General features: G+C 64.3%; 21 protein-coding genes and 1 pseudogene. 10 read left to right on the top strand and 12 right to left on the bottom strand.

Annotated features, from left to right (window positions below; translation table 11 throughout):
* Positions 1-7: 7 nt before the first annotated feature.
* The gene (locus tag G5S42_RS12650; RefSeq protein ID WP_176107040.1) at positions 8-934 is read right to left on the bottom strand and encodes a LysR family transcriptional regulator; all 927 of its coding nucleotides are present in this window, start codon (positions 932-934) and stop codon (positions 8-10) included.
* Positions 935-1,058: 124 nt separating this feature from the next.
* On the opposite strand from G5S42_RS12650, the gene G5S42_RS12645 reads away from it, so the two are divergent.
* Together G5S42_RS12645 and G5S42_RS12640 are read left to right on the top strand one after the other, a co-directional pair.
* Positions 1,059-2,153, top strand: coding sequence for a tartrate dehydrogenase (locus G5S42_RS12645; protein WP_176107039.1), 1,095 nt, complete (start codon positions 1,059-1,061; stop codon positions 2,151-2,153).
* Positions 2,154-2,331: 178 nt separating this feature from the next.
* Positions 2,332-3,642: an MFS transporter gene (locus G5S42_RS12640; protein WP_176107038.1), complete on the top strand. Its 1,311-nt coding sequence runs from the start codon at positions 2,332-2,334 to the stop codon at positions 3,640-3,642.
* Between the two features lie 81 nt (positions 3,643-3,723).
* On the opposite strand, the gene G5S42_RS12635 is transcribed toward G5S42_RS12640, so the two are convergent.
* On the bottom strand, positions 3,724-4,332 hold the full coding sequence (locus G5S42_RS12635) for a hypothetical protein (protein ID WP_176107037.1): 609 nt from the start codon (positions 4,330-4,332) through the stop codon (positions 3,724-3,726).
* Positions 4,333-4,938: 606 nt separating this feature from the next.
* Between G5S42_RS12635 and G5S42_RS12630 the strand changes: the two genes are divergently transcribed.
* Complete coding sequence (locus tag G5S42_RS12630; RefSeq protein ID WP_176107036.1) at positions 4,939-5,487, top strand: hypothetical protein; 549 nt, start codon at positions 4,939-4,941, stop codon at positions 5,485-5,487.
* On the opposite strand, the gene G5S42_RS12625 is transcribed toward G5S42_RS12630, so the two are convergent.
* The gene (locus G5S42_RS12625; RefSeq protein WP_176107035.1) at positions 5,481-5,816 is read right to left on the bottom strand and encodes a DUF4148 domain-containing protein; all 336 of its coding nucleotides are present in this window, start codon (positions 5,814-5,816) and stop codon (positions 5,481-5,483) included. The two genes, G5S42_RS12630 and G5S42_RS12625, sit on opposite strands and share 7 nt — an antisense overlap.
* Before the next feature lie 369 nt (positions 5,817-6,185).
* Between G5S42_RS12625 and G5S42_RS12620 the strand changes: the two genes are divergently transcribed.
* On the top strand, positions 6,186-7,109 hold the full coding sequence (locus tag G5S42_RS12620) for a LysR family transcriptional regulator (protein ID WP_176107034.1): 924 nt from the start codon (positions 6,186-6,188) through the stop codon (positions 7,107-7,109).
* 11 nt (positions 7,110-7,120) lie between these two features.
* Here the strand turns inward: G5S42_RS12620 and G5S42_RS12615 are convergent, their stop codons facing one another.
* Both G5S42_RS12615 and G5S42_RS12610 read right to left on the bottom strand, forming a co-directional pair.
* Positions 7,121-7,711, bottom strand: coding sequence for a hypothetical protein (locus tag G5S42_RS12615; protein ID WP_376776947.1), 591 nt, complete (start codon positions 7,709-7,711; stop codon positions 7,121-7,123).
* A gap of 28 nt (positions 7,712-7,739) precedes the next feature.
* Entirely contained in the window at positions 7,740-8,759 is a 1,020-nt protein-coding gene (locus tag G5S42_RS12610; RefSeq protein ID WP_176107033.1) for an AraC family transcriptional regulator, read from the bottom strand.
* Positions 8,760-8,959: 200 nt separating this feature from the next.
* Between G5S42_RS12610 and G5S42_RS12605 the strand changes: the two are divergent.
* A pseudogene (locus tag G5S42_RS12605) lies at positions 8,960-10,891 on the top strand (glycoside hydrolase family 3 protein).
* A 105-nt stretch (positions 10,892-10,996) separates the two neighbouring features.
* Here the strand turns inward: G5S42_RS12605 and G5S42_RS12600 are convergent.
* Together G5S42_RS12600 and G5S42_RS12595 are read right to left on the bottom strand one after the other, a co-directional pair.
* The gene (locus G5S42_RS12600) at positions 10,997-11,401 is read right to left on the bottom strand and encodes a DUF3224 domain-containing protein (RefSeq protein WP_176107032.1); all 405 of its coding nucleotides are present in this window, start codon (positions 11,399-11,401) and stop codon (positions 10,997-10,999) included.
* A 93-nt stretch (positions 11,402-11,494) separates the two neighbouring features.
* Entirely contained in the window at positions 11,495-12,445 is a 951-nt protein-coding gene (locus G5S42_RS12595) for a LysR family transcriptional regulator (RefSeq protein WP_176107031.1), read from the bottom strand.
* 82 nt (positions 12,446-12,527) lie between these two features.
* Between G5S42_RS12595 and G5S42_RS12590 the strand changes: the two genes are divergently transcribed.
* Positions 12,528-13,247: an SDR family oxidoreductase gene (locus G5S42_RS12590; RefSeq protein ID WP_176107030.1), complete on the top strand. Its 720-nt coding sequence runs from the start codon at positions 12,528-12,530 to the stop codon at positions 13,245-13,247.
* Positions 13,248-13,279: 32 nt separating this feature from the next.
* Here the strand turns inward: G5S42_RS12590 and G5S42_RS12585 are convergent, their stop codons facing one another.
* From G5S42_RS12585 to G5S42_RS12575, 3 genes are all read right to left on the bottom strand, one after another.
* Positions 13,280-14,680: a DHA2 family efflux MFS transporter permease subunit gene (locus G5S42_RS12585; RefSeq protein WP_176107029.1), complete on the bottom strand. Its 1,401-nt coding sequence runs from the start codon at positions 14,678-14,680 to the stop codon at positions 13,280-13,282.
* Positions 14,681-14,735: 55 nt separating this feature from the next.
* Positions 14,736-15,998: a multidrug effflux MFS transporter gene (locus tag G5S42_RS12580; RefSeq protein ID WP_176107028.1), complete on the bottom strand. Its 1,263-nt coding sequence runs from the start codon at positions 15,996-15,998 to the stop codon at positions 14,736-14,738.
* Positions 15,999-16,183: 185 nt separating this feature from the next.
* Positions 16,184-16,468 (bottom strand): hypothetical protein, encoded by a 285-nt coding sequence (locus G5S42_RS12575; protein WP_246391972.1) that lies wholly within the window; start codon positions 16,466-16,468, stop codon positions 16,184-16,186.
* 126 nt (positions 16,469-16,594) lie between these two features.
* Between G5S42_RS12575 and G5S42_RS12570 the strand changes: the two genes are divergently transcribed.
* The gene (locus tag G5S42_RS12570) at positions 16,595-17,479 is read left to right on the top strand and encodes a LysR family transcriptional regulator (protein ID WP_176107027.1); all 885 of its coding nucleotides are present in this window, start codon (positions 16,595-16,597) and stop codon (positions 17,477-17,479) included.
* 9 nt (positions 17,480-17,488) lie between these two features.
* Here the strand turns inward: G5S42_RS12570 and G5S42_RS12565 are convergent, their stop codons facing one another.
* Complete coding sequence (locus G5S42_RS12565; RefSeq protein ID WP_246391970.1) at positions 17,489-17,884, bottom strand: glutathione binding-like protein; 396 nt, start codon at positions 17,882-17,884, stop codon at positions 17,489-17,491.
* Positions 17,885-18,051: 167 nt separating this feature from the next.
* Positions 18,052-19,035: an aldo/keto reductase gene (locus G5S42_RS12560; RefSeq protein WP_176107026.1), complete on the bottom strand. Its 984-nt coding sequence runs from the start codon at positions 19,033-19,035 to the stop codon at positions 18,052-18,054.
* A gap of 180 nt (positions 19,036-19,215) precedes the next feature.
* On the opposite strand from G5S42_RS12560, the gene G5S42_RS12555 reads away from it, so the two are divergent.
* From G5S42_RS12555 to G5S42_RS12545, 3 genes are all read left to right on the top strand, one after another.
* Positions 19,216-20,193, top strand: coding sequence for a LysR family transcriptional regulator (locus G5S42_RS12555; protein ID WP_176110504.1), 978 nt, complete (start codon positions 19,216-19,218; stop codon positions 20,191-20,193).
* Positions 20,194-20,313: 120 nt separating this feature from the next.
* Positions 20,314-20,913 carry a cytochrome b gene (locus G5S42_RS12550; RefSeq protein WP_176107025.1) on the top strand — a complete coding sequence of 200 codons (600 nt, stop codon included), beginning with the start codon at positions 20,314-20,316 and terminating at the stop codon, positions 20,911-20,913.
* Between the two features lie 63 nt (positions 20,914-20,976).
* The gene (locus G5S42_RS12545) at positions 20,977-22,428 is read left to right on the top strand and encodes a glycosyltransferase family 2 protein (RefSeq protein ID WP_176107024.1); all 1,452 of its coding nucleotides are present in this window, start codon (positions 20,977-20,979) and stop codon (positions 22,426-22,428) included.
* Positions 22,429-22,534 lie beyond the last annotated feature (106 nt).

Below are 22,534 nucleotides of genomic sequence, written 5' to 3'. Positions count from 1 at the left end.
CGCAGCACTACCCAACCACCCCCACCTCACCCCCCAACTCCCGCGCAATAAACTCGACAAACGCGCGAATCCGATTCGACATCTGCTGCCGCGGCGAATACACCGCGAAGATGTCCGCATTCGGCGTGTCGTGATCAGGCAGCAACTGAACGAGCGACCCCTCCGCCAGATACTGCCGGATGTCCCATTCCGCGCGCATCAGGATGCCGTGTCCTTCGAGCGCCCATTTGACGGCGATCTCGCCGTCGTTGGTGGTCAGCGTTCCCTTGATGCGCACCGCCTCGGTCTTGCGCGCGGCGCCGCGTCCCGACGTCAGCCGCCACACGCCATACGCTTCGTCTCCCTGCCGAATGCCGATGCAGTTGTGGCGCGTCAGATCGTGCGCAGTGAGCGGCGTGCCGTGCGCCGCGAGATATGACGGCGCCGCGCACAGCAGACGCCGGTTCGGCGCAAGCCGGCGTGCGACTACGCGCGTATCGGGCGGCTCGCCGAAGCGGATGCAGACGTCGAAGCTGTCGTCGGTGAGCGGCGGGGGCGTGACCGACAACTGCAGTTGAACCGACACTTGCGGATACCGCGCGACGAAGCGCGAAATCGCCGGTCCGATATGGCTGCGCCCGAAGCCGAGCGTCGCGTTTACGCGCAGCAAACCCTTCGGTGTCTTCTTCGCCGAGCCGAGCAGTTCGGCCAGCTCGTCGATCTCGTCGAGAATCCGCCGCGCGCGTTCGAGGTATAGCTCGCCTTCGGGCGTCAGCATCATGCGGCGCGTCGTGCGGTTCACGAGCGCGACGCCCGCGCGCTGTTCCATCTGCGTGAGGCGCTTGCTGACGGCGGCCGCGGTCAGCCCGAGTTCGCGCGCGGCCGCGCTGAGACTGCCGCTCGCGGCGAGCGTCGAGAAAAAGCTCAGATCCGCTGGCTGCACGGTGTCGCGCATCGTCGTTTCCACGCCTTCGCATTTGTGAATGCAAGTTAAAGATGCTTTGAGTTTAGCACCGGTTTTTACCCATGCGACCGCGCTAGAGTCCACTCACGCCATTCACCAAGCACAGGACGCAGACATGAAGACCTATCGCATCGCAACCATTCCAGGCGACGGCATCGGCAAGGAGGTCGTGCCGGCCGGCGCGCAGGTGCTCGAAGCGCTCGCGAAGACCACGCGCGCCTTCACGTTCGAGTTCGAGAACTTCGATTGGGGCGGCGACTACTATCGCCAGCACGGCCTGATGATGCCGGCCAACGGGCTAGATGCGATCCGCAACAAGGATGCGATCCTGTTCGGCTCGGCGGGCGACAAGGACATTCCCGACCATGTCACGCTGTGGGGTCTGCGTCTGAAGATCTGCCAGGGCTTCGATCAATACGCGAACGTGCGCCCGACACGCATCCTGCCCGGCATCGACGCGCCGCTGAAGTACTGCAAGCCCGAAGACCTGAACTGGGTCATCGTTCGCGAAAACTCGGAGGGGGAATACTCGGGTGTTGGTGGCCGCGTGCATCAGGGCCATCCGATCGAAGCCGCGACCGACGTGTCGATCATGACGCGCGCCGGCGTCGAGCGCATCATGCGCTTCGCGTTCCGGCTCGCGCAGTCGCGTCCGCGCAAGCTGTTGACCGTGATCACGAAGAGCAACGCGCAGCGTCACGCGATGGTGATGTGGGACGAGATCGCGCTCGAAATCTCCAGGGAGTTTCCGGACGTCACGTGGGACAAGGAACTCGTCGATGCTGCGACCGCGCGCATGGTCAATCGCCCCGCCACGCTCGACACGATCGTCGCCACCAATCTGCACGCCGATATTCTCAGCGACCTTGCAGCCGCGCTCGCGGGCAGCCTCGGCATCGCGCCGACCGGCAACATCGATCCGGAGCGCCGCTATCCGTCGATGTTCGAGCCGATCCACGGCTCCGCGTTCGACATCATGGGCAAGGGGCTCGCGAATCCGGTCGGCACGTTCTGGTCGGTCGTGATGCTGCTCGAACACCTCGGCGAATTCGCCGCGGCCAGGCGTGTGATGCAGGCCGTCGAAGCGGTCACCGCGAACAGGTCGCTGCATACCCGCGACCTCGGCGGCACGGCCACGACCGCGCAGGTGACGGCGGCCGTATGCGCGTTCATCGAGCAGGCGGCGACGCCCGCGGAGAACGCGGCTTGAACGCCGGCTTCGCTTGAATTGACCGGCACCAAGCGGGAACCGCGCGCAACTCAGGCGCACGGTCTACGCCCCGGCCACCACGTGGCCGGCACCCAACCTTGACTCGACTAGCTCGGCCCAACGTCGGCCGGCGCGAGGCTCGCGCGCGGTCCACTGCCGCGCGCAGCAGGAGGAGACAATGACTTCGGAACTCGAAAGCCGGGTGTCCCGCAAGCTGATGCTGCGGATCATCCCGTTCGTCATGCTGTTGTACTTCGTGAGCTTTCTCGATCGCGTGAATGTGGGCTTCGCCGCGTTGTCGATGAACAAGGCGATCGGTCTTTCGCCGACCGCGTTCGGCCTCGGCGGCGGCCTCTTCTTTATCGGCTATTTTCTGTTCGAAGTACCGTCGAACCTCATCCTGCACAAGGTCGGCGCGCGCCGCTGGATTGCTCGCGTGATGGTGTCGTGGGGGCTCGTGTCGCTCGCGTCCGCGTTCGTCGTCGGGCCGAACAGCTTCTACGCGCTGCGCTTCATTCTCGGCGTCGCGGAAGCGGGGTTCTTTCCCGGCATCATCCTGTATCTGAGCCTGTGGTTTCCGACCCGGCAGCGCGCGGTCGCGGCGGCGTGGTTCATGGCCGCCGCACCGATTTCGACCGCGATCGGCTCGCCGATTTCCGGCGCGATCATGAAACTGCCGCCGATCGCCGGACTCGCCGACTGGCAGATGCTCTACATACTCGAAGCCCTGCCGGCGATCATCCTCGGCTTCGGCGTGCTCAAGTATCTGACCGACAAGCCCGCGCAAGCCGAGTGGCTGCAGCCCGAGGAGCGCGACTGGCTGATCGCGAAGCTGAAGCTCGAAGCCGACGCGCGGCACGCCCATGCAGGCCACACGGCCGGCGCGCTCAGCGCGTTGCGCGATCCGCGCGTGCTCGCGCTCGCGCTGATCTACTTCGGCACCTCGGCGGGACTTTATACGCTCGGCTTGTGGGCGCCGCTGATCATCCGCCAATATGGTTTCGGCACGTTCGAAACCGGGCTGCTTGCCGGTGTGCCGAGCGTGCTCGCGGTGATCGCGATGGTGCTCTGGGCGAAGCACTCGGATCGTACCGACGAACGTACTTGGCACGTCGTGATTCCGTGCGCGCTTGCGTGCGTAGGCTTCGTGTTCGCCGGCAATGCGAGCACCGCGTTGATGATCGTGCTTGCGCTCGTCGTCGTGAACGTCGGCATCAGCGCCGCGAAGGCGCCGCTGTGGGCGATGCCGAGCATGTTCCTGTCGGGCGCCGGGGCGGCCGCGGGGATTGCGATGATCAACTCGATCGGCAACCTCGGCGGCTTCGTCGGGCCGTTTGCGATCGGCTGGCTCAAGAACGTGACGGGCGGCTATTCGGCGGGGCTTTATGTGGTCGGCGCGACGTTGGCGGTGTCGGCGGTCGTGACGCTGATGCTGAGCCGCCAGACCAGGCATGCGCCGGTCGCGGTGGGCGAGCGGCAAGGGCACTGAGCGAAACATCGATGATACGGGAGAGCCGCCGGCTGAAAGGCCGGCGGCGAACGTGAACTCATCCGATGCGTTAGCACTCGACTACCGGAACCCGTAGACCAGAACCTTCTTCCCTTCAAAGTGTTCCTGCACACCTTGCACGCAATTCATCGGACAGCTGTAGTCGGGAGTCGACGAGGCTGTCGGGACACTCGCCCGATAGACCACGGATTCGATCTGCGTCCCGTCCGAAGTGATCACGATGTTCAGGTCAGTCTCGACGCCAGCCGCCACAGGTCCTCCGGTAATGTAGCGGACCGACATCGTTCCGGTGCAATCGGAGTTCACCGTGTAGGTGCCGGTCTGGTGAGGATTGAAGGTAGTCGAGCCGGCTTTCGGCACGCCGTTGATGTTCCCAACGTCAGTGCGTGTGAAACCACCGTTGCCGTCGAACGTCACCAGGGCGACGTCATCGTAAATCAACGGGCTCGTGAACGGATGCAGCGTGTTCGTCGAATCGAGCAATCCAAGAATCTCTCCGTGACCGATGAACCCATAGGGTCCCTTTAGCGTTGCCTTGGAGCAAAGGCCCCCGCGACCACCGTCGCCATCACCGTCGCCATCACCCCTGCCGCCGGCCTGCGCGGTGCCGCTCAGCGACAGAATTGCAACGGCTACCGCCGTCCAAACGCTTATATGCCGGGTCTTCATCTTCATCTCCTTGTTAGCAAATCAGGCGCATGAAATCGCGGCGTGCAACAGCCGTTCGGCTGCCGGGATCGGGGCCTGGATCAATCAAACGAAAATAGTCGATATGAAATGGCCGCAGCGATGCCTGGTCGCCGTCGGTTGAAGGACCAGAGGTGGGGCCAAAGTGGTGAATGACGAAACGTTTTCGCCGGGCAGTCGTGTTTCGCCCGGTGTCGGCGGATACGTGCGGAAAGGATGCACGAAAGTCCGCGCAATGGTGACTTCGTGAGTCAGCCACGCTTTAAAGTCGCATGGCGAAAACCAGTGTAATCCACGCTATTTGCGCAGACCTGATGAATATCGGACAAAAGGAAGGCACAATCAGATCGCGCGCCGCGAAGGATTGCGCTTTCTTTGGGGTTCCGCGTGGCTAATGTGCAACGTCGTCACGCCCGGCAAAAGAGCGTGCGCGACAACGAGACGACAGAGCGAGCTGATTGAAAGCTTGAGCGGCCGCTTCATGTTCCTGGCGGAACTTTTTGGGCGATCACCGCCACTGCTGCGGCCTCAACGGGACAGCACGCGGTCGCGTTCATCTGGAGTCCCTACACGCTGGTTTTCGCTGCTGTGCTGTTCGTCGTGCTGGTGTGCGTTGCGGCGCTCACGGATAGAGGCGCGTTGTTCAGCGTCAACCGCGCGATGAGTTTCGGGCGGCGTCTTTACGTGTGGTGGTCGTGCGCGTGGCGTCAGTGGCTCGCGAGTACGCTGCTTTTCATCGTCGCCGTGGTGGCGTTTCACTTTCTGGTGCCGCGCGCGGCGGTGCCGCTGATGAGATTCTCCGAGCATGTGATTACGGCTGATGTCGCGAGGAGTTCGCCGGCATGGTCGATGGTGATTGCGGCGATGCCGGCGATCGTCGCGCTCGCGATCTACCTGCTGGTGAGTCTGCCGATCGCCGGATATATGGTGCGCAGCGGCCTGGCCGCGCATGGTTTCGCCGGTCCCGAACGTTTCGGCTTCTGGCGCGCGGTGTCGCTCGGGCTCACGACGTATCTCTGGTCGGTGCCTGGTAGCCTCGCGATTGCCGATATCCGGTGCATGCGCAACGGCCCGCTCGAAGCGGGCCGTCTTCCATTGCCGCTGCCCACATGGGCAGCGCTCGCCAAACGTCAATGATGCGCGTAGACCGAGGCGAGGGCGGCAACGTCCTGTTGCTGCGACAGAGCCGGGACCTTAACCGCGCCAGCTCCGGCCGCCGACGACCCGTTCGCCGCCCCGCCATATGCCGACGCCGCCGCGCCGTTCAGCGCGCTCACGCGTGCCTCGGCGGCCTGGATATCCTGCGGATAGGTGTTGTAATCCGCAGCCGGGTTGTAACCCGCCTTTTCGAGTTGGACCAGTTCCGCGCGAACCTGGGCACGCGTAACCGGCGCGTTGGACTGCGCGAACGAAACGACGGGGACAGCGACAACAGCGGCAACGATCAGCGACTTGACGAGTTTCATGGCATCCACCTGAGAGCAATTGAGTTGGTTCAGACCACGGTTGCGTGGCCCGTGCATCCAGTCGCGTCGACGTCCGCTTTGCTTTGCGGCACCGCCGACTGGCATGGACATATTTGAACCCCCTCATGTATCCCGTCTGTTTCCGCGAACCCCGACTTTTGCAACGGTGTTTGTCGGTCAGCCCGGTGGATACATAACGATACGAAACTCGTCGAAATCACCGCGCACCGTTACTGGCCGCGAGTTCGGCGGGTCGAGGAAGCGCGTGCGCAACACCATCTTGACCAGGGCAATCCTTGCTAGCAAGAGCAACAAAGTTCACATATCGTTCCTCACACAGCAACGGAGCCACAGGCTAACGGGGATGTGATGCGCGAAATCAATCAGCAGCGGCTGCGCTATTTCCATGAGGTGCTCGGGCACGGCACGATCCGCGGTGCCGCGGACAGCCTCAACACGTCGCCCTCGGTGATCACGCGGCAGATCAAGCTGCTCGAAGACGAACTGGGCGTGCAGCTGTTCGAGCGGCAGGCGCGCGGCGTCCGGCCCACCGAGGCCGCCGCGCATCTGCTGGAGTTCTGGCGCGGCTATCGCGCGCAGCAGGAGAAGTTCGAGGATCAGCTGCACGCGTTGCGCGGCTTGCAGCAAGGCCGCGTCGATCTGGCCGTCAGCGAGGGTTACGTGGATGCGCTGATTGCCGAGGTCATCACGCCGTTCTGTGTGCAATACCCGAAGGTCGATATCGGCCTCACCGTGCTGCCGGTCGACGACGTGCTCGACGCAGTTGCGGAAAGCCGCGCCCATATCGGGCTCGCGTTCAATCCGCCGCCGCATCCGCGCGTCGAATATCGCGCGAGTTCCGCGCAGCCCGTGGTGTTGCTGGTGCGCCGCGACCATCCTCTCGCGCGGCGCGGCAAGCCCGCCACGATCGACGATCTGCTCGCGTGGCCGCTGGCGTTGATGCCGAGCACGTTCGGCATCGGGCACCTCGCAACGATGCTGGCGTTCGTCGAACACGTTGAGATCCGCGCGACGCTCACCACCAATTCGCTAACGGCACTCAAGCGGTTTGTCGCCGATGAAAACTTTGCGACGCTGATCGGAGAGTTCGCGGCCTCGCGCGAGATTCAGGCTGGCGAGCTGGCGACCGTGCCGATCGACCACGCGCTGTTTTTAGGCACGAAGGCGCGCGTGCTGGTGAAATCCGGGCGGCCGCTCGTCGCGGCCGCGCACGAACTGCTCGCGTGGATCTTGCAGCGCATGACGATGTTTGGGGGCGGCGCGCAAAGGTGAATCGGGTTGATTCACTGCGACCGCGCGCAATAGGCCCCCACCTGCCGCCTACGCACCACCATCAACGAACAGACCCCGATGGACGCCACGATATTCACGGCCGGATAAAACGCCACGGCCACACTCCATTTCGGCAGCGCGAGAATCGCGAGCGCGTACTTAAGAACGCATAGCGCAAAGTACAAAAGACTCTCACTCCACGGATCGAGGATGGTCTTGCGCACCGTCGGCCCGAGGCCGACGAGTTCGATCAGCGTGACAAGACAGATCGACCAAGTCGGATCATTGGTGAGTATCCAGAGCGGAATAGCCGACAACGCAGCGACGAGGCAAAGCCAATCGAAAGCGGTCCGCCGCCGTTCACCCCGAAAGACGCTCGCGACGAGAACAAAGAAGCAGGTGGCCGCGATCGCCCCGGTAGACCACGCCGAAGGGCCTGCACCGGCGACGAATTGTCCGACCGCCGCAATCGCCGTGACGACCGACCAGACCAGCCACGTGAACAGATGCGGACGTACGGTGCCGCGCCAGATCGCAAGTCCATAAGGCAGAAACGCGACCAGCGAAACGATCGCCCCCATGACGCCGAACAGTCGGGTCATGTCCTGAAAGATGCGCATCATAGGAAGATCACACCCGGCACTGTCCTCGATATCGTGCCGGCGGTGCTCCACATGCGCGCGTAAAGAACCGAGTAAACGCTGTCGTCGATGCAAAGCCGACCCGCTCGCTGATCTCGCTGATCGACATCGGCGTATGCGCGAGCAGCGTACGCGCTTCGTCGATGCGCGTTTGCGTCAGCACCTCGGTGAAGGTTTTGCGCTCCGCGGCGAGCTTGCGTTGCAAGGTCCAGCGCGTCAGCGACAGCCTCTCGCAGACGATCGTCTGCAGGCTCTTGGGATCGATCGCATCCGCCTGCTCGCGCAGCACGTCACGCAGACATCGCTCGACTGTCGGAGAAAAGCGGCCCTGCTCGCGAATCCGCTGCAAGATGCCATGCGCGGCATGCATATGAATTTTCGAAAGCGGCGCGTTGTAGACCTCGAACGCGCGATCCAGCGCCGACGACTGCAACACCATCCGATTGCACGCCTGATCGAGTTGAACGCGCACGCCCAACGTCCCGCACAGCGCCCCGAGCGCACCGAGCCGCGCATCGGTGATGCCCGCGTCGCGCACGCGCAGGCGCGCGTCGTAGAGCCTGGCCACGCGCGCGATCAGCGTGAAGTTGCCGAGCGCGCTCGAGGCGTTGCGCCCTTCGCCTTCCGTCACGTATTCGAATGCGACTTGGTCGCCATCCTCCTGCATGATGAGCCAGTCGACATTACCGATCAGGTCGCGGTACGTGACGTAATTACGCAATGCATCGCGCAGCGTCGGACTATTGCAGAGCACGCCCGCGAGCTCGGGGAAATACAGCAGACCATCGAGCGCGTCGCCCTCGGGCGCGCCGCGCATCAGGCAGCGTTCCGCGAGCTGGAGCATTGCGACATGCTTGTCGCCCGGGACTCGCGCATCCGCCGCGGCGAGGTCAGCCTCCGCGATGCCGATATCGTGAGCCACTTTGGTGCGATCGAGACCCTCACGCTCCGCCGCGTCGAGCAATCCTCGATAGATGCGCGCTGATACGGACTTCTGACGCAAATCCACTGTGCCCTCCTCCGGTCGAAACCTGTCTGCGGGTTTTCCTGACGCTTCATCGGTCAAGTGCTGCACCCATCGGTCAAGCGCGTTTCGAGCGCATCCCTAGAATTTCTTTCGGCGCATTACCGCGAGCGCTAAGCGTAACAGGACGACAACGTTATGCAATGCAAATCACATGACCGACAACGACAACTCGGAGCGAGACGATGAGAAGCAAGCTGACGATACCCTTTGCCGCAGGCGCCATCGCCTGCGGTGTCGCGGTGGTACTCGCCGCCTGCGGCAATGGCAGCAGCCTCAGTGACCCGCCGTTGCCGAGCGATCCCGATGCACGCGCCGATGCGCGTGCCGCCGCGCTGGTCCAGCAAATGACGACCGCCGAAAAGATCCAGCTCGTGCACGGTGTCGGCATCCCCAACGCGGGACTGGGCGGTCCGTATCCGGCCGGCGTCAACGGAGCAGGCTACATTCCGGGCATCGCGCGGCTTGGCATTCCGGGCCTTGCAATGGCCGATTCGGCGGGCGGCGTCAATGTCGTCAAGTCGAATGCGACGGCGCTGCCCGCGCCGGTGGCGCTCGCGGCAAGCTGGGACCCGGCGCTCGCGAACGAGTACGGCGCGCGTATCGCGACGGAGCTGCGCGTGCTCGGTTATGGCGCGATCAGGAAACGAACCGCATGACGAGCAACTCGGTCGTCGACGAACGCACGATGCGCGAGACCGAACTGCTCGCCTTCGAACTCGGCGTCACGCAAGGAAGAAGAGCCCGGCGATCTCGGCGGCGGAGCGTCGATTCCAGGCTTCACGCTGACGTCCTATTTCAACACCGCGCTGACGAGCGCGGTCAATGCCGGCAGCGTGCCAATGTCGCGACTCAACGACATGGTTCAGCGCAAGCTTCGCACGATGATCCGCTATGGCGTCTTCGATTCGCCGCCGACCACGGGCGGAAGTGTCGATCAAACCGCGGGCAATGCGCTGGCGTTGCAGGTCGCGCAGCAATCGTCGGTGTTGTTGAAGAACGCGGTGGCGAACGGTGATTCGCAGCCGGTGCTGCCGCTGAATGCGGCGGGGTTGTCGTCCATCGTGGTGATCGGCGGTCACGCGGATGCGGGCGTGCTATCGGGCGGCGGCTCGGGCGCCGTGCCAGCGGCCGCGGGCAACGCGGTGTCCGGTTGCGTGTCGCCGTCGCCGCTGCTGAGCACCTGCGCGACATGGTACAAGTCGGCACCGCTAGCCGCGATTCAGGCGAAGGCGCCGAACGCGAGCGTGACCTTCGTCGACGGCACGAACGCGGCGGCGGCGGCCACCGCGGCCGCGAAGGCGGACGTGGCGATCGTGTTCGCGACGCAATGGGAAAGCGAAGGCGCGGATCTGTCGAGTCTGAGCCTGCCGAGCAATGCGACCGACAGCTATAACCAGAGCTACGATCAGAACGCGTTGATCACCGCGGTCGCGGCGCAAGCGAAGCGCGTGATCGTCGTGCTCGAAAACGGCAGCCCGGTCCTGATGCCGTGGCTCGGCAACGTGCATGGCGTGCTCGAAGCCTGGTATCCGGGCGTGCAGGGCGGCCAGGCAATTGCCGATCTGCTGTTCGGCGCCGTCAATCCATCCGGCAAATTGCCGATCACGTTCCCCATGCAGGACGCGGATCTGCCGCAGCCGACGATCTCGGCCACCGATACGACCGTCAATTACAGCGAAGGGCTCTTCATGGGTTATCGCTGGTATGACGGCAAGCAGATCGCGCCGCTGTTCCCTTTCGGTTATGGGCTGTCCTATACCAGCTACAGCTACTCGGGCCTCAACGCGCAAGTGGATGCGAGTGGCAATGTGACTGTGACCTTTACCGTCAAGAATACCGGCTCACGCGCGGGCGCGGAAATCGCCGAAGTTTATGCCGCGTTGCCGAGCGGTCTGGGCGAACCCCCGAAGCGCCTGGTCGGCTGGCAAAAGGTCGCGTTGCAGGCGGGGCAGTCGCAGCAGATCAGCGTATCGATTGCGCCGAAGCTGCTGTCGACGTGGGACGCGACCAATCACGTGTGGAAGCTGAACGGCGGCGTCTATCAAATGATCGCGGGGGCTTCTTCGCACGATCCGAATGCGTTGACGGCATCGCTGACGATCGCGGGGCATTGAGCGCCGAGGTGTTGAACCCGCAAGCCCGGCAGCAGGGTACGGGGTCTAGCTCCGTGTCCTGCCTGCCCGGCTAGCTCGTGTCGTGGCCGCTCGGGTTTCGGCATGTCAACCGCCGGGCAGCCGATAAGCGAACTCGTACGAATGCGCGCCATCGACGATGTCGATCTTGAACTCGCCTTCAATGCCGCTCAGCTCGCCCGTGCCCGAATCGGGCACGACCGTCACCGCCAGCGACGCAGCACCGCGATTCATCACGCCGATATGCTGCAGCACGAACGTGCCCTGCTTGCCCGCCAGCGTGCCCCTCACCTGTTCGAGCGCGACATAGCCAGCCGAGCCTTTGACGTTCGTCATCGCGCTCAGCATTTGCCCTTGGGTGGTCGCGACGAGATCGCCGGAGATCTGCTTGTCGATCGACATGCGGCCGAGCTTCGATTCGGCCTCCGCGTTTTCGAACGGCATCGGTTGAAGGGAGACGATGAAGGTGCCTTTTGCGATGTGCTGAGTCATCGGGATTTCCTCCTGGCTTGAACGGGCGATGGCGAAGCGGTGAAACGAGACGCAACGCAATGTGACGGTGGTGAACCGTAGCACACGTCGCTGTTAATTAGCCGCACGCGCCGTGCTGTCAGCCGTGCCGAACGCATCCGCGAACTCGCGCTTCAACCACGCCAACGCCGGGTCCTGATCGTGCGCCGCGGCCCACATCAACGAAACCTCGTAGCCCGGCACTTCGAATGGCAACGGGCTGAGCGCGAGACCGAGCGTATCGCGCCAGACGCGGCCGATGAACTCCGGCACGGTCGCGATCGCCGCCGTGCGTTGCACGATGAACGGACTGGTCGCGAAGTTCGAACTCGAAAATACGACCTCGCGCTTCAGTCCCTGCAGCTCCAGTCGTTCATCGATGAAGCCGCGCAGCTCGGCGCTGAACGAAGTCAGCACGTGGCGGTGGCGCAGAAATTCGTCCCTCGACAGATGCTTGCGACGCGTCTTGACGAGCTTCGGGTTGTAGACGCTCACGAAGCGCCATGAAAACAGCGGCATGAGTCGCTGCCACGGCACGCACTCGCGGAACACGCCGACTGCGAGTTCGATCGCGCCGTCGTCGAGCATCGCGGCGGCGCGCGTCGAATCGGTGGAGCGTGCGATCAGCTTCACGCCGGGCGCTGCCACGGCGAGGCGCGCCATGATCTCCGGCATCAGCAGCAGTTCGAGCGAATCGCTGAGGCCGATGCGGAACACCCGCTGCGCGCGGGCCGGATCGAACACGGACGGCTGCGTGAGCGCCTGATGCAGCGATTGCAGGAATGGCTCGATCTGCCGCGCGAGTTCGAGCGCGCGCGGCGTCGGCGTCATGCCTTGCGGCGTGCGCACGAACAGCTCGTCGCCGAAGGTCTCGCGCAAGCGTTTCAGTGCGCCGCTGACGGCCGGTTGGCCAAGAAACAGCCGCTGCGCGGCACGCGTGACGCTGCGCTCTTCCAGCAGCGCGCGCAAGGTCAGCAACAGGTTCAGGTCGAAGCGCCGAAAATCATTTTCAATGATGTTGGCCATGACATTAAACGATTTGAATGATGGGCGTGCACCGCGCATTCTACTGCCACGGGGTCTTCCGTTCACTCTCAGGAGCAATGAAATGGACTGGCAAAATCAGAAGGTCGTGGTGCTGGGTGGTTCGTCGGGTGTTGGGCTCGCGACGGTGAAGCGGCTCGCGGCGGCTGGCGCGAGCGTCGTCGCGGTGGGGCGCGACCGCGCCAAGCTGGACGATGCGCTGAGCGGCATCGGCGCACAGGTGACGGGCGACGCGCTCGATTGCACCGATCGCGCGGCGCTCGAACGGTTTTTCGGCGGCCTCGGCCGGATCGATCATCTGGTGATGACGCTGTCGGGCGGCGAAGGCGCGGGGCCGTTTGCGGAGCTGGATCTGGCCGCGCTGCGGCGCGGCTTCGAGGCCAAGTTCTGGCCGCAGCTCGAAGCGGCGCAGACCGCGCTGCCCGCGCTGCGTCGCGACGGCAGCATCACGTTTCTGACCGCGATTTCGGCGCGCATCGCGAATCCGGGTACGGCGGGTCTGGGCGCGATCAACGGCGCACTCGAAAGCATGATCGGCACGCTGGCGCGAGAGCTGGCGCCGCTGCGCGTGAACGCGGTGTCGCCGGGGGTGATCGATACGCCGTGGTGGGACAGATTTCCGGCGAGCGTGAAAAGCGAGCTGTTTCGGCAGCAAAGCGAAACGCTACCGGTGCGGCGCGTCGGCCAGGCCGACGATGTCGCGCACGCGCTGCAGTTTCTGCTGGAGAACACGTTCATGACGGGGGCGGTGATCGAGTGTGACGGCGGCTTGCGACTACTGTGAAGCACGGGCGCGGGAATATGCGCTGAGGCATCCTACGCCCTCCGAACCCGAACTGGCAGACACATCGTCGCTGCGAAGCACAGCAAATGCAGCGCGGCCAGCAGCACGAACATCGGCAGAAATCGGCTGGGCTGGACATCCGAAGCACCATGCAGCGTCAACGCGATCGCCATCGAAAGCAGCGTCGTGGCGAACGGACCGCCCACTCTCTGCGCGATGTTCAACGCCGTATTCGCGACCGCGAGCCGTTCTCTCGCGATCGACGAATACGCGGCCGAGATCGACGGCACGCTGATCGTCCCCTGACCGACGCCCGCAACGAACAGACTGACAGCGGCCCATCCGGCCGAGAACGAAGCGATGCTCATCCACAGAAACACGAGCGTGCTCAGAAACGCCAGCAATGCGCCGGCCGCCGCGAGCGCGCGGCAACCGAGCCGCTCGGTCAACCAGCCGATCGGCGGGAACGAGCACATCATGCCGACGCCGGTCGCCGCGAGCAGGCCGCCCGCGTGCGCGGCCGACAAACCGCAGCCCGCGATCAGAAACAGCGGCACTGCAAGCTGTCGTCCATACATGATCCCGTTCGCGGAGAACTGCGCGAGTGCCGCGACCGAGAACGTACGCCTTGCAAACATGCGCACGTCGATCAGCGCGGCATCGCCTTTGCGCAACGCGTACAGTACGAACCCGGCGAGAAACACGACGCCCGCAAGCAGCCACGCGAGGCCCACCGCGCGCAACGCGTTCTGAAGTCCATAGACGAGTGCGACCAGCCCAGGGGAGATCAGCGCAAAGCCGGTGAAATCGAACGGCCGCTTCTGCGACGCAGGGGCATCGCGCGGCAGCAGCAACACCGCCATCGCGATGCCGACAGCGCCCACCGGCGCATTGATGAAGAACAGCCACGGCCAACTCGCGTGCGCGAGGACGAGTCCGGCCAGCACCGGGCCGAGAATGGGACCGAGCAGAATGGGCAGCGCGGTGAAGCCCATCACGCGCTCGAGGTTCCTGCCGGCCACTCGTCCGATCATCATCTGCGCCATCGGCACGAGCACACCGGCAACGAGGCCCTGGAAGATGCGCGCGCCGATCAACTCGCCGATCGTCTGCGCCGCGCCGCACAGCATCGACGCTATCGTGAACGTCGAAAAGCAGAACAGGTACAGCCGCTTCGCGCCGATGCGGTCGACCAGCCAGCCGTTGAGCGGCAACATCAACGCCATCGCGAGCAGGTAGCCGCTGACGATCCACTGCGCGGTGGCGATCGACGCATCGAGCGTATGGCCGATCGTCGACAGCGACACGTTGACGAGCGTCGAATCCATCTGCGACATGAACGAACCGATCGACACGACCGCCGCGACCTTCCAGACGGTGGGATCGATCCGCTCGGAAGCGGACGCGGAGATGTGCTCGCGCATGCCGCTCATCGGTCCGCGCGTGTACGGATGAAGGTCTGGCGCTCGGTCAGGCTCATGTACCGGCTCACGCTGCGTTGCCGCTCGCGGTCGCCGCGGCCGCGGGCTGTACCTGCTCGAGATGACGCAGCAGCTTCGTCACCATCATCACCACGACGAACGCGAGGACCACGAAGAACAGCGCGAGCGGCGTGAGCACCTGCACCGACACGAAGCCGGCCAGCCCCATCATCGCCGAGGACACCAGCAGCAGCGCGCAGCCGAGAATCGCGCTCGTCAGGCCCGCGATGTGAGGGAACAGCGAGTTGCCCTTCGCCATCAGCGTCGGATACATCGCGCCGGCGCAGAAGCCCATCACCAGCACGGGCGTCGCGAGCGTCCACACGCGCAGGCCGACCGTCAGCGCGAGCAGCAGCATCACAACCGACGCGGCCGCCATCAGCCGCGCGCCGATGCGCAACCGCTGCTCGGCGCTCGGCAGACGCGGACCGTGCAGCCGATTCGACAGACCGCCAAGGAAGTACATCATGCCGATGCCGAGCGCGAGATAGCCGAAGAAGGTCGGCGGCTTGTGCAGCGTGGTCTGCACCATGAACGGCCCGACGATGTTGAACACGAGCAGGATGCTGTAGCACAGGCCCTGCGCGAGGAAACAGCTTTGGAACACGGGGCTCGCGAGCACCTTGCGCGCGTTCGCGGTCAGCGTGCGCGGTTCGAGATGCACGGGCTTCGGCAAGGTCTCGCGATAACGCCACAAGAGCGCCCACATCACCAGCGAATAGATCAGCAGGAACACGAGGCACGCGCGCCAGCCGAACGCCGTCTGCAGATGCGCGCCGATCACCGGCGCGACGATCGGCGCGAGCCCCCATGCGATCGACATGTACGTGAACGCATGCAGCAACGCCTGACCCGCGAACGAATCGGTGATGATCGCCTTCGCGAGCAGGTTCGTGCTCGCGATGCCGAAGCCCTGCAACGCACGGGCGAGGATGAACGTCTCGAGATTCGGCGCCGCGAGCGACAGCAGACAGCCGACCGTGTAGACGGTCAGGCCGAACGCGAGCACGCGCTTGCGGCCATACGCGTCGGCGATCGGACCGAAGATCAGCTGGCCGAACGCGTAGGCGGCCATGTAGCCGGTGACGCTGGTCTGGATCGCTTGCGGCGAGGTACCGAAGTAGTGCGCCATCGCGGGCAGCGCGGGCACGTAGATGTCGATTGCGAGCTGTCCGGCGGATGCGAACAGGCAGATCAGGAACAACAGGAAGCGCGGCGAGTTCGGAGCGGAGTCGGCGGAGGCGGGTTGGTCGGCGGTAGCGTGGCTCATGGGTGCATCGAAAGGGAACACTGACGGCGCGGGCAGCGGCGCGTTCGGATATCGAACGGAAAAGACGCGGGTGCCCCGGCATTATCGCCGGGTATTGTGCCCGTGGTATCGCGGGAAGTGGGATATTCCTGGCGAGGGTGTGGGATGGCGCAGCCGACCAGCGCGCTATGCCGCCGCAACGGCGCTCATCTCGCGCAATCTTCGATCGACCGCAGCAACGCTCCCTGGTCCGCCGGGTCCTGGAAGAACGCGACGAAGCTCGCGTGTTCGCCGTTTGCGATGCGGTCCGAGCAGTCCTTGCCTTTGAGCGGGGGGCGAGACGCCGTCCAGATCATCGCCATCACGCCGAGGGCCAGCACGACGCCTGTAAAGACGAACCCGAGCAGCAACGACCTGGCGTCGTCCGACATTGCGTCTAGCGGATGAGAAGCGTCTTCCGGCTCGCAACTTCTTGTTGAAGATGAGTTCATGCCGATGTCCCGATAGTCAGCGTTCAAAAACCAGCGCCACCATGTTCCATCAGCACGTAAGATTGGAAAAGTTGAGTTTACTGACCATGTGATTCAGTTTTTCTGACCAATGCCATTCCGACTCCGATGAGAGAGATCAGTCTCGACCGCCTGCGCACCCTCGTTGTCGTCGCCGACCTCGGCTCTTTTGCCGAGGCCGCTGGCGTTCTGCATCTCGCGCCACCCACGGTCAGTCTGCATATCGCGGATCTCGAAAGTCGCGTCGGTGCGCCGCTGCTGTCGCGCAAACGCGGCCAGGTGCGCGCTTCGGCGATCGGCGAGACGCTGGTGGCCTATGCGCGTCAATTGCTGGCGAATGCGGAGCAGGCGCTGGAAGACGTGCGGCGGCAGGTGGAAGGGCTCGGCGGACGGGTTCGGCTCGGCGCTTCCACCGCAGCCATCGCGAATCTGCTGCCGCAGGCGTTGGAACGGCTGGCCGAGGACCATCCCGGCATCGACGTACAAATCGCCGTGCTGACTTCGCAGCAAACGCTGACGCGACTCGCGGAGGAGTCGCTCGACGTGGGCATCGTGGCGCTGCCGCAAGCGCCGATACGCGGGCTATCGATCGAAAAATGGCGCCGCGATCCGGTGGTCGCATTCATGCCGGCCGGGTGGCAATGTCCGGCGCGCATCACGCCGCATTGGATCGCCGCGAAGCCGCTGATCCTGAACGACGCCACCACGCGGCTTTCCCGTTTGACGACGGAATGGTTCAGCGCGGCGGGGCAGCATCCCACGCCGCGCATCCAGCTCAACTACTCGGATGCGATCAAGAGTCTCGTGGCGGCGGGATACGGCGCCGCGCTGCTGCCGCAGGAAGCGCGCTGCTCAACGGCCGACACTCGCATCGTCACACGTCCGCTGCGCCCGGCGTTATGGCGGCAGCTGGGCCTGGCCTATCGCGCGGGTATGGTGGAGCGTCCGACTCAGTATGTGCTCGACGTATTGCGGAGTTTGCGGTCGAGCTAGTGAACAAGACTACATGGCCGCGGCTTTGCGTCTGTCCTGTTCCTCGCGATAAAGCACGTACTCCTCCGCCATCGCTTTTGCAACGGATGGTCTACGCGCGGTGCGTTCGTAGTACTGCTGCACCGATGGCCACTGCGCGAGCTCGACGCCGCTGTAGCGCGCCCAGTTCAACACAGTGACCAGATAAGCATCCGCGACGGAAAACCGCTCCAGCAAAAACTCGCGTCCATGCAAATGCTGCTCCAGCACGTTCAATCGCAACGCCACCTTCTTGTGTGTATAGCTAAGAACGTCGGCGGCCGCGTCCGGATCGAGCAGCGGCACGAATACTCCCTTGTGCAGCTCCGTGCTGATGAAGCCAAGCCACTCCTGCAATTTCGCGCGTTCCGCCGTGCCGAGTCGCATCGGCGATTTTGCATACTCTCGCGCTGCGCTCGCGCGCGGGCGACTCGCGCGAGTCGCTGCGCGCGACGGCGCAGGCTGGCGTCGCGCTGATCTGCGGGGCGCCGGGCAAAAAGCCAGGCAAACCGCGGCACAGGTCCAAAACCTGAAGCGCCGCGACCGCGCACCGCCTAGCGGTTGATGAACCGCTGAAGCTGCGCCGGATAGCGCTCGCCCACCACCTTGATCTGCTCGAGCGCCGCTTCGATGTCGGAGAGATCCGCCGGCGTCAGCACGACACTGGCGGCGCCGACGTTCTCCGCGAGGCGCGGCAGCTTCGTCGTGCCCGGAATCGGCACGATCCATGGCTTCTGCGCGAGCAGCCACGCTAACGCGATCTGCGCGCGCGTCGTGCCTTTGCCATCTGCGATCCGGCCGAGCACGTCCACCAGCGCGGCATTCGCCTTGCGGTTCTCTTCCGAGAAGCGCGGCGCGATATTGCGGAAATCGCTCTTGTCGAAGGTCGTGCGCTCGTCGATCGCGCCGGTCAGAAAGCCCTTGCCGAGCGGGCTGAACGGCACGAAGCCGATACCGAGTTCTTCGAGCGTCGGCAGCACGCTGGCTTCGGGCTCGCGCCACCACAGCGAATACTCGCTTTGCAACGCCGCGACCGGCTGCACCGCGTGTGCGCGGCGGATCGACTCCACGCCCGCTTCGGACAGCCCGAAGTGCCCGACCTTGCCCGCGGCGATCAGATCTTTCACCGCACCGGCGACGTCCTCGATCGGCACGTTCGGATCGACGCGATGCTGATAGAACAGATCGATGCGGTCGGTTTTCAGACGCTTCAACGCAGCCTCGGCGACAGCGCGAATGTTTTCGGGCCGGCTGTTGAGCGGCTTTTTGGTGTCGCCGTCCTGAAAGCCGAACTTGGTCGCGACCACCACCTGATCGCGAAACGGCGCGACCGCTTCGCCGACCAGCTCTTCGTTCACAAACGGACCATAGACCTCGGCGGTATCGAAGAACGTGACGCCTTGCTCGAAGGCCGCGCGGATCAGTTCGATGCCGGCCGCTTTTTCGGTGGCAGGGCCGTAGCCGAAGCTCAGGCCCATGCAGCCGAGGCCGAGCGCGGATACTTCGAGGCCGCTTTTACCGAGTTGACGTGTTTGCATACGATGCTCCAGTTGATGCGCCCGGCCCCCGGCTGCTGCCGGGACCACGACGCTTTGAATGCGACACGCGCCACGCGAGTCGCGGCACTGGAAGCGAGTTTAGGTTGCTGTGTGCGGCTCAACAATATCTCTATACTTGCATGACGTATTGAATTGAATTCACAAATGGCGAATTCCCGACTGCCGCGCGCGGGCCTGGCCGAACTGACCGCCTTCATCACGATCGCCGAGCAGCGCAGCTTCAGCGCCGCCGCGCGCGTGCTCGGGCTGTCGCCGTCGGCGTTGAGTCACGCAATGCGCAACATGGAGTCGCGCCTCGACGTGCGGCTCTTCAATCGCACCACGCGTTCAGTCGCGTTGACGGAAGCTGGCGAGCAATTGCTACGGCGCGTGCGTCCGGCGCTGGCGGATCTCGACGACGCGGTCGGGGAAGTCACGGCCGCGCGCAACCGGCCGTCGGGCACGATCCGCATCAGCGCTTCGGAGGCGTCCGCGAAACAGCTCGTGCGGCATGTGCTGCCCGATTTCTTCGCGCGCTATCCCGAGATTCACGTCGAGTTCGTGGTCGATTCGAGGCTCGTCGATATCGTCGCCGAAGGATTCGATGCGGGCATCCGCGTGCTCGAGGACGTGCCGCGCGACATGATCGCGGTCCGCTTCGGGCGCGACATGCGTCTGGTGGCGGCCGCGTCGCCCGAGTATCTCGCGCGTTATCCCGCCCCCAAGGCGCCGCACGATCTGATGCGGCACCGTTGCATTCGCTTTCGCTTTGAAAGCGGCACGCTGTATCGCTGGGACCTCACGCATCGCGGCAAGAGCGCGAGCATCGACGTCGATGGACCGATGACGCTCGGCAATGTGAACCTGATGGTCGAAGCGGCGCTGGCCGGCATCGGCGTCGCCTGGGTGCCGCTCGACCATGTGGCCGAACACGTCGCGAGCGGCCGGCTCGTGCAGTTGCTGCCGGAGTGGAGCCCGACCTTCGCGGGCTTGTGCCTGTACTACCCGGCCAACCGTCATCCGCCGACCGCGCTGCGTTTGTTCGCCGAAGCAGTGCGCGCTTGGGGCGAGCGGCAGTTGAGCGATGAGCGGAACAAGGACCCGCGTCATCCCGTGAAACGAGTCGGTGCGCGAAATCAAAAGCCCGAAACAAACTGAAACACGCACGTTAAGCGCTTTACGGAATAAGACGGCAAACTTGGGCGTTTGCCTGATACCGGCAGCGTCGATTTTCAAACATCTTTCGCGCCTTTCATCGCCTTCGTGAACGGAACCCCTATGAACACCCAAGCGAACTCCCTGGCCGATTCGACCGATGCGACTTACCCGCCGCGTTACACGCGCACCGCGATGACATTGCACTGGCTGATCGCGTTGCTGATGATCGTCAACGTCGTGCTCGCTCTGTCCGCTGATTCCCTGCCCGACGACTGGGTGCGTCCTGTGATCGACACGCACAAATCGATCGGCATCACGGTGCTCGGGCTCGCGGTGCTGCGCATTCTGTGGCGCCTGTCGCACAAGCCGCCGCCGTTGCCGCGCGAGTTTCCGTCGTGGGAAAAGATGGCCGCGCATCTCGCGCACTTCGCGCTGTATTTGCTGATGATTGCGTTGCCGCTGTCCGGCTGGCTGCACGATTCCGCGTGGAAGGGCGCGGCCACGCATCCGATGCAGTGGTTTGGCCTGTTCCAATGGCCGCGTATCGGCTATGTGATGCACCTCGACCCGACGCTGAAGGAGACATTGCACGATCGCTTCGGCGCGCTGCATACGTGGCTCGGCTATACGCTTTATGCGTTGCTGGCGATGCATATCGGCGGCGCGCTCAAGCATGAATGGCTCGATCGCAAATCGGTGTTGAAGCGCATGAAGCCGTAAAGCCGCGGCACGAACACGGTTTCATCAACCAACCGCCACCAGCTCCAACCTGAAATATTCGCTTTGAAGAAGACCCTCGAACAGGCACTCGCGGCCGCGTCACCACGCATCCTGCCGCGTCGCGCGACGCTTTGGAGCACGCTGATCCATTCCAGCGTCGTCGTGCTGTGGGCGCTGCTGTTCGCGCGCGCGTTCTTTCTGCGCGGTGCGCTTGCGTGGTCAACCGGAATTGCGTATGTCGTCTATGACACGTTGCTGCTCGCGTTCGTCACGTGGAAATCGTTGCCGCTCACGCGCCGCGCGGCGCCGCTCGAAGCCGACTACGAACGGCGCGAACTGCCGGGCATGGGTGTCATCGTCGCGTCGCATAACGAGGCCACCGTGTTGCCGGTGACGCTCGCCGCGCTGTTGAGGCAAACGCACGGCCCGGCGCAGATCGTGATCGCCGACGACGGCTCCACCGACTCCACTGCCGACCTGCTCACCCAACGCTTCGGCCTCACGCCCGCCGCCGAAGGCGTGCTGAGCGCGCCGAGTTCGCTGCATCCGAATCTGTTCTGGCTGCGCGTGCCGCACGGCGGCAAGGCGCGCGCGCTGAACGCCGCGATCACCGTGATGACGACCGACACCGTGATGACCGTCGACGCGGACACGCTGCTCGACGACGACGCCACCTACGCGATGCGCGCCGCGTTCGCGAGCGAACCGTCGCTCGTCGCAGCGGCGGGCATTCTCGTGCCGGTCTGCGGCAAGTCGCTGTCGGGCCGCGTGTTCCAGTGGTTCCAGACCTACGAGTACATGCGCAACTTCATCGCGCGTTTCGCGTGGATGCGCGCGGACAGCCTGCTGCTGATCTCGGGCGCATTCGCGTCGTTCCGCCGCGATGCGCTTGTCGCGGTCGGCGGCTTCGATCCGCAGTGTCTGGTCGAGGACTACGAGCTGATTCACCGGCTGCGCCGCTATTCGGTCGATCACGAGCTCGGCTGGGACGTGCGCGTGGTCGGCGAAGCGCATGCGCGCACCGATGCGCCCGACACCCTCGCAAGCTTTCTGCGCCAGCGTCGCCGCTGGTTCGCGGGCTTCCTTCAGACGCAGTACTGGAACCGCGACATGACCGGCAATCCGCGCTACGGCACGCTCGGCATGCTGATGCTGCCGATCAAGGCGGTCGACACGATGCAGCCGATCTACGGCCTCACGGCATTCGCATTGCTACTCGGTCTTCTATTCGGCGGACATGGCGCGATCGTCGTGTCGATCTTCAGCGTGATCGGTCTGAAAACGGCGATCGATCTGGCGTTTTACCTTTGGAGCATCCATTTGTACCGGCGCTGGACCGGCGAGCGCAGCGGCAACAGCCTCGGCATGGCGATGCTCGCGGCCGTCGCCGAGCCGTTCACGTTCCAGCTCGCGCGTCATCTGGGTGCCGCGCTCGGCTGGCTGCACTTTTTGCGCGGCGGCCGCGCATGGGGCGTGCAACGGCGCACCGGGCTCGTCGCTCGCGACGACGATTGAGCACGTCGATGGACAGCTCATAACCCAGGTCAATGTTTCTGTAGGGCGGGTGTGGTAAAGGTAGATCCTTCACGCCGATGCGGCCGATGCGCAATGTGTGCTGCGA

Source organism: Paraburkholderia youngii (genome assembly GCF_013366925.1).
In the GTDB taxonomy this organism is placed as follows: domain Bacteria; phylum Pseudomonadota; class Gammaproteobacteria; order Burkholderiales; family Burkholderiaceae; genus Paraburkholderia; species Paraburkholderia youngii.
This window is presented reverse-complemented; position numbering and strand designations above follow the sequence as displayed.

Excerpts from the sequence above, each read along its gene's own strand:
- G5S42_RS12650 (WP_176107040.1), bottom strand. The coding sequence starts at position 934 with ATGCGCGACACCGTGCAGCCAGCGGATCTGAGCTTTTTCTCGACGCTC.
- G5S42_RS12645 (WP_176107039.1), top strand. The coding sequence starts at position 1,059 with ATGAAGACCTATCGCATCGCAACCATTCCAGGCGACGGCATCGGCAAG.
- G5S42_RS12640 (WP_176107038.1), top strand. The coding sequence starts at position 2,332 with ATGACTTCGGAACTCGAAAGCCGGGTGTCCCGCAAGCTGATGCTGCGG.
- G5S42_RS12635 (WP_176107037.1), bottom strand. The coding sequence starts at position 4,332 with ATGAAGACCCGGCATATAAGCGTTTGGACGGCGGTAGCCGTTGCAATT.
- G5S42_RS12625 (WP_176107035.1), bottom strand. The coding sequence starts at position 5,816 with ATGAAACTCGTCAAGTCGCTGATCGTTGCCGCTGTTGTCGCTGTCCCC.
- G5S42_RS12620 (WP_176107034.1), top strand. The coding sequence starts at position 6,186 with ATGCGCGAAATCAATCAGCAGCGGCTGCGCTATTTCCATGAGGTGCTC.
- G5S42_RS12615 (WP_376776947.1), bottom strand. The coding sequence starts at position 7,711 with ATGACCCGACTGTTCGGCGTCATGGGGGCGATCGTTTCGCTGGTCGCG.
- G5S42_RS12600 (WP_176107032.1), bottom strand. The coding sequence starts at position 11,401 with ATGACTCAGCACATCGCAAAAGGCACCTTCATCGTCTCCCTTCAACCG.
- G5S42_RS12595 (WP_176107031.1), bottom strand. The coding sequence starts at position 12,445 with ATGGCCAACATCATTGAAAATGATTTTCGGCGCTTCGACCTGAACCTG.
- G5S42_RS12590 (WP_176107030.1), top strand. The coding sequence starts at position 12,528 with ATGGACTGGCAAAATCAGAAGGTCGTGGTGCTGGGTGGTTCGTCGGGT.
- G5S42_RS12585 (WP_176107029.1), bottom strand. The coding sequence starts at position 14,680 with ATGAGCGGCATGCGCGAGCACATCTCCGCGTCCGCTTCCGAGCGGATC.
- G5S42_RS12580 (WP_176107028.1), bottom strand. The coding sequence starts at position 15,998 with ATGAGCCACGCTACCGCCGACCAACCCGCCTCCGCCGACTCCGCTCCG.
- G5S42_RS12575 (WP_246391972.1), bottom strand. The coding sequence starts at position 16,468 with ATGAACTCATCTTCAACAAGAAGTTGCGAGCCGGAAGACGCTTCTCAT.
- G5S42_RS12570 (WP_176107027.1), top strand. The coding sequence starts at position 16,595 with ATGAGAGAGATCAGTCTCGACCGCCTGCGCACCCTCGTTGTCGTCGCC.
- G5S42_RS12565 (WP_246391970.1), bottom strand. The coding sequence starts at position 17,884 with ATGCGACTCGGCACGGCGGAACGCGCGAAATTGCAGGAGTGGCTTGGC.
- G5S42_RS12560 (WP_176107026.1), bottom strand. The coding sequence starts at position 19,035 with ATGCAAACACGTCAACTCGGTAAAAGCGGCCTCGAAGTATCCGCGCTC.
- G5S42_RS12550 (WP_176107025.1), top strand. The coding sequence starts at position 20,314 with ATGAACACCCAAGCGAACTCCCTGGCCGATTCGACCGATGCGACTTAC.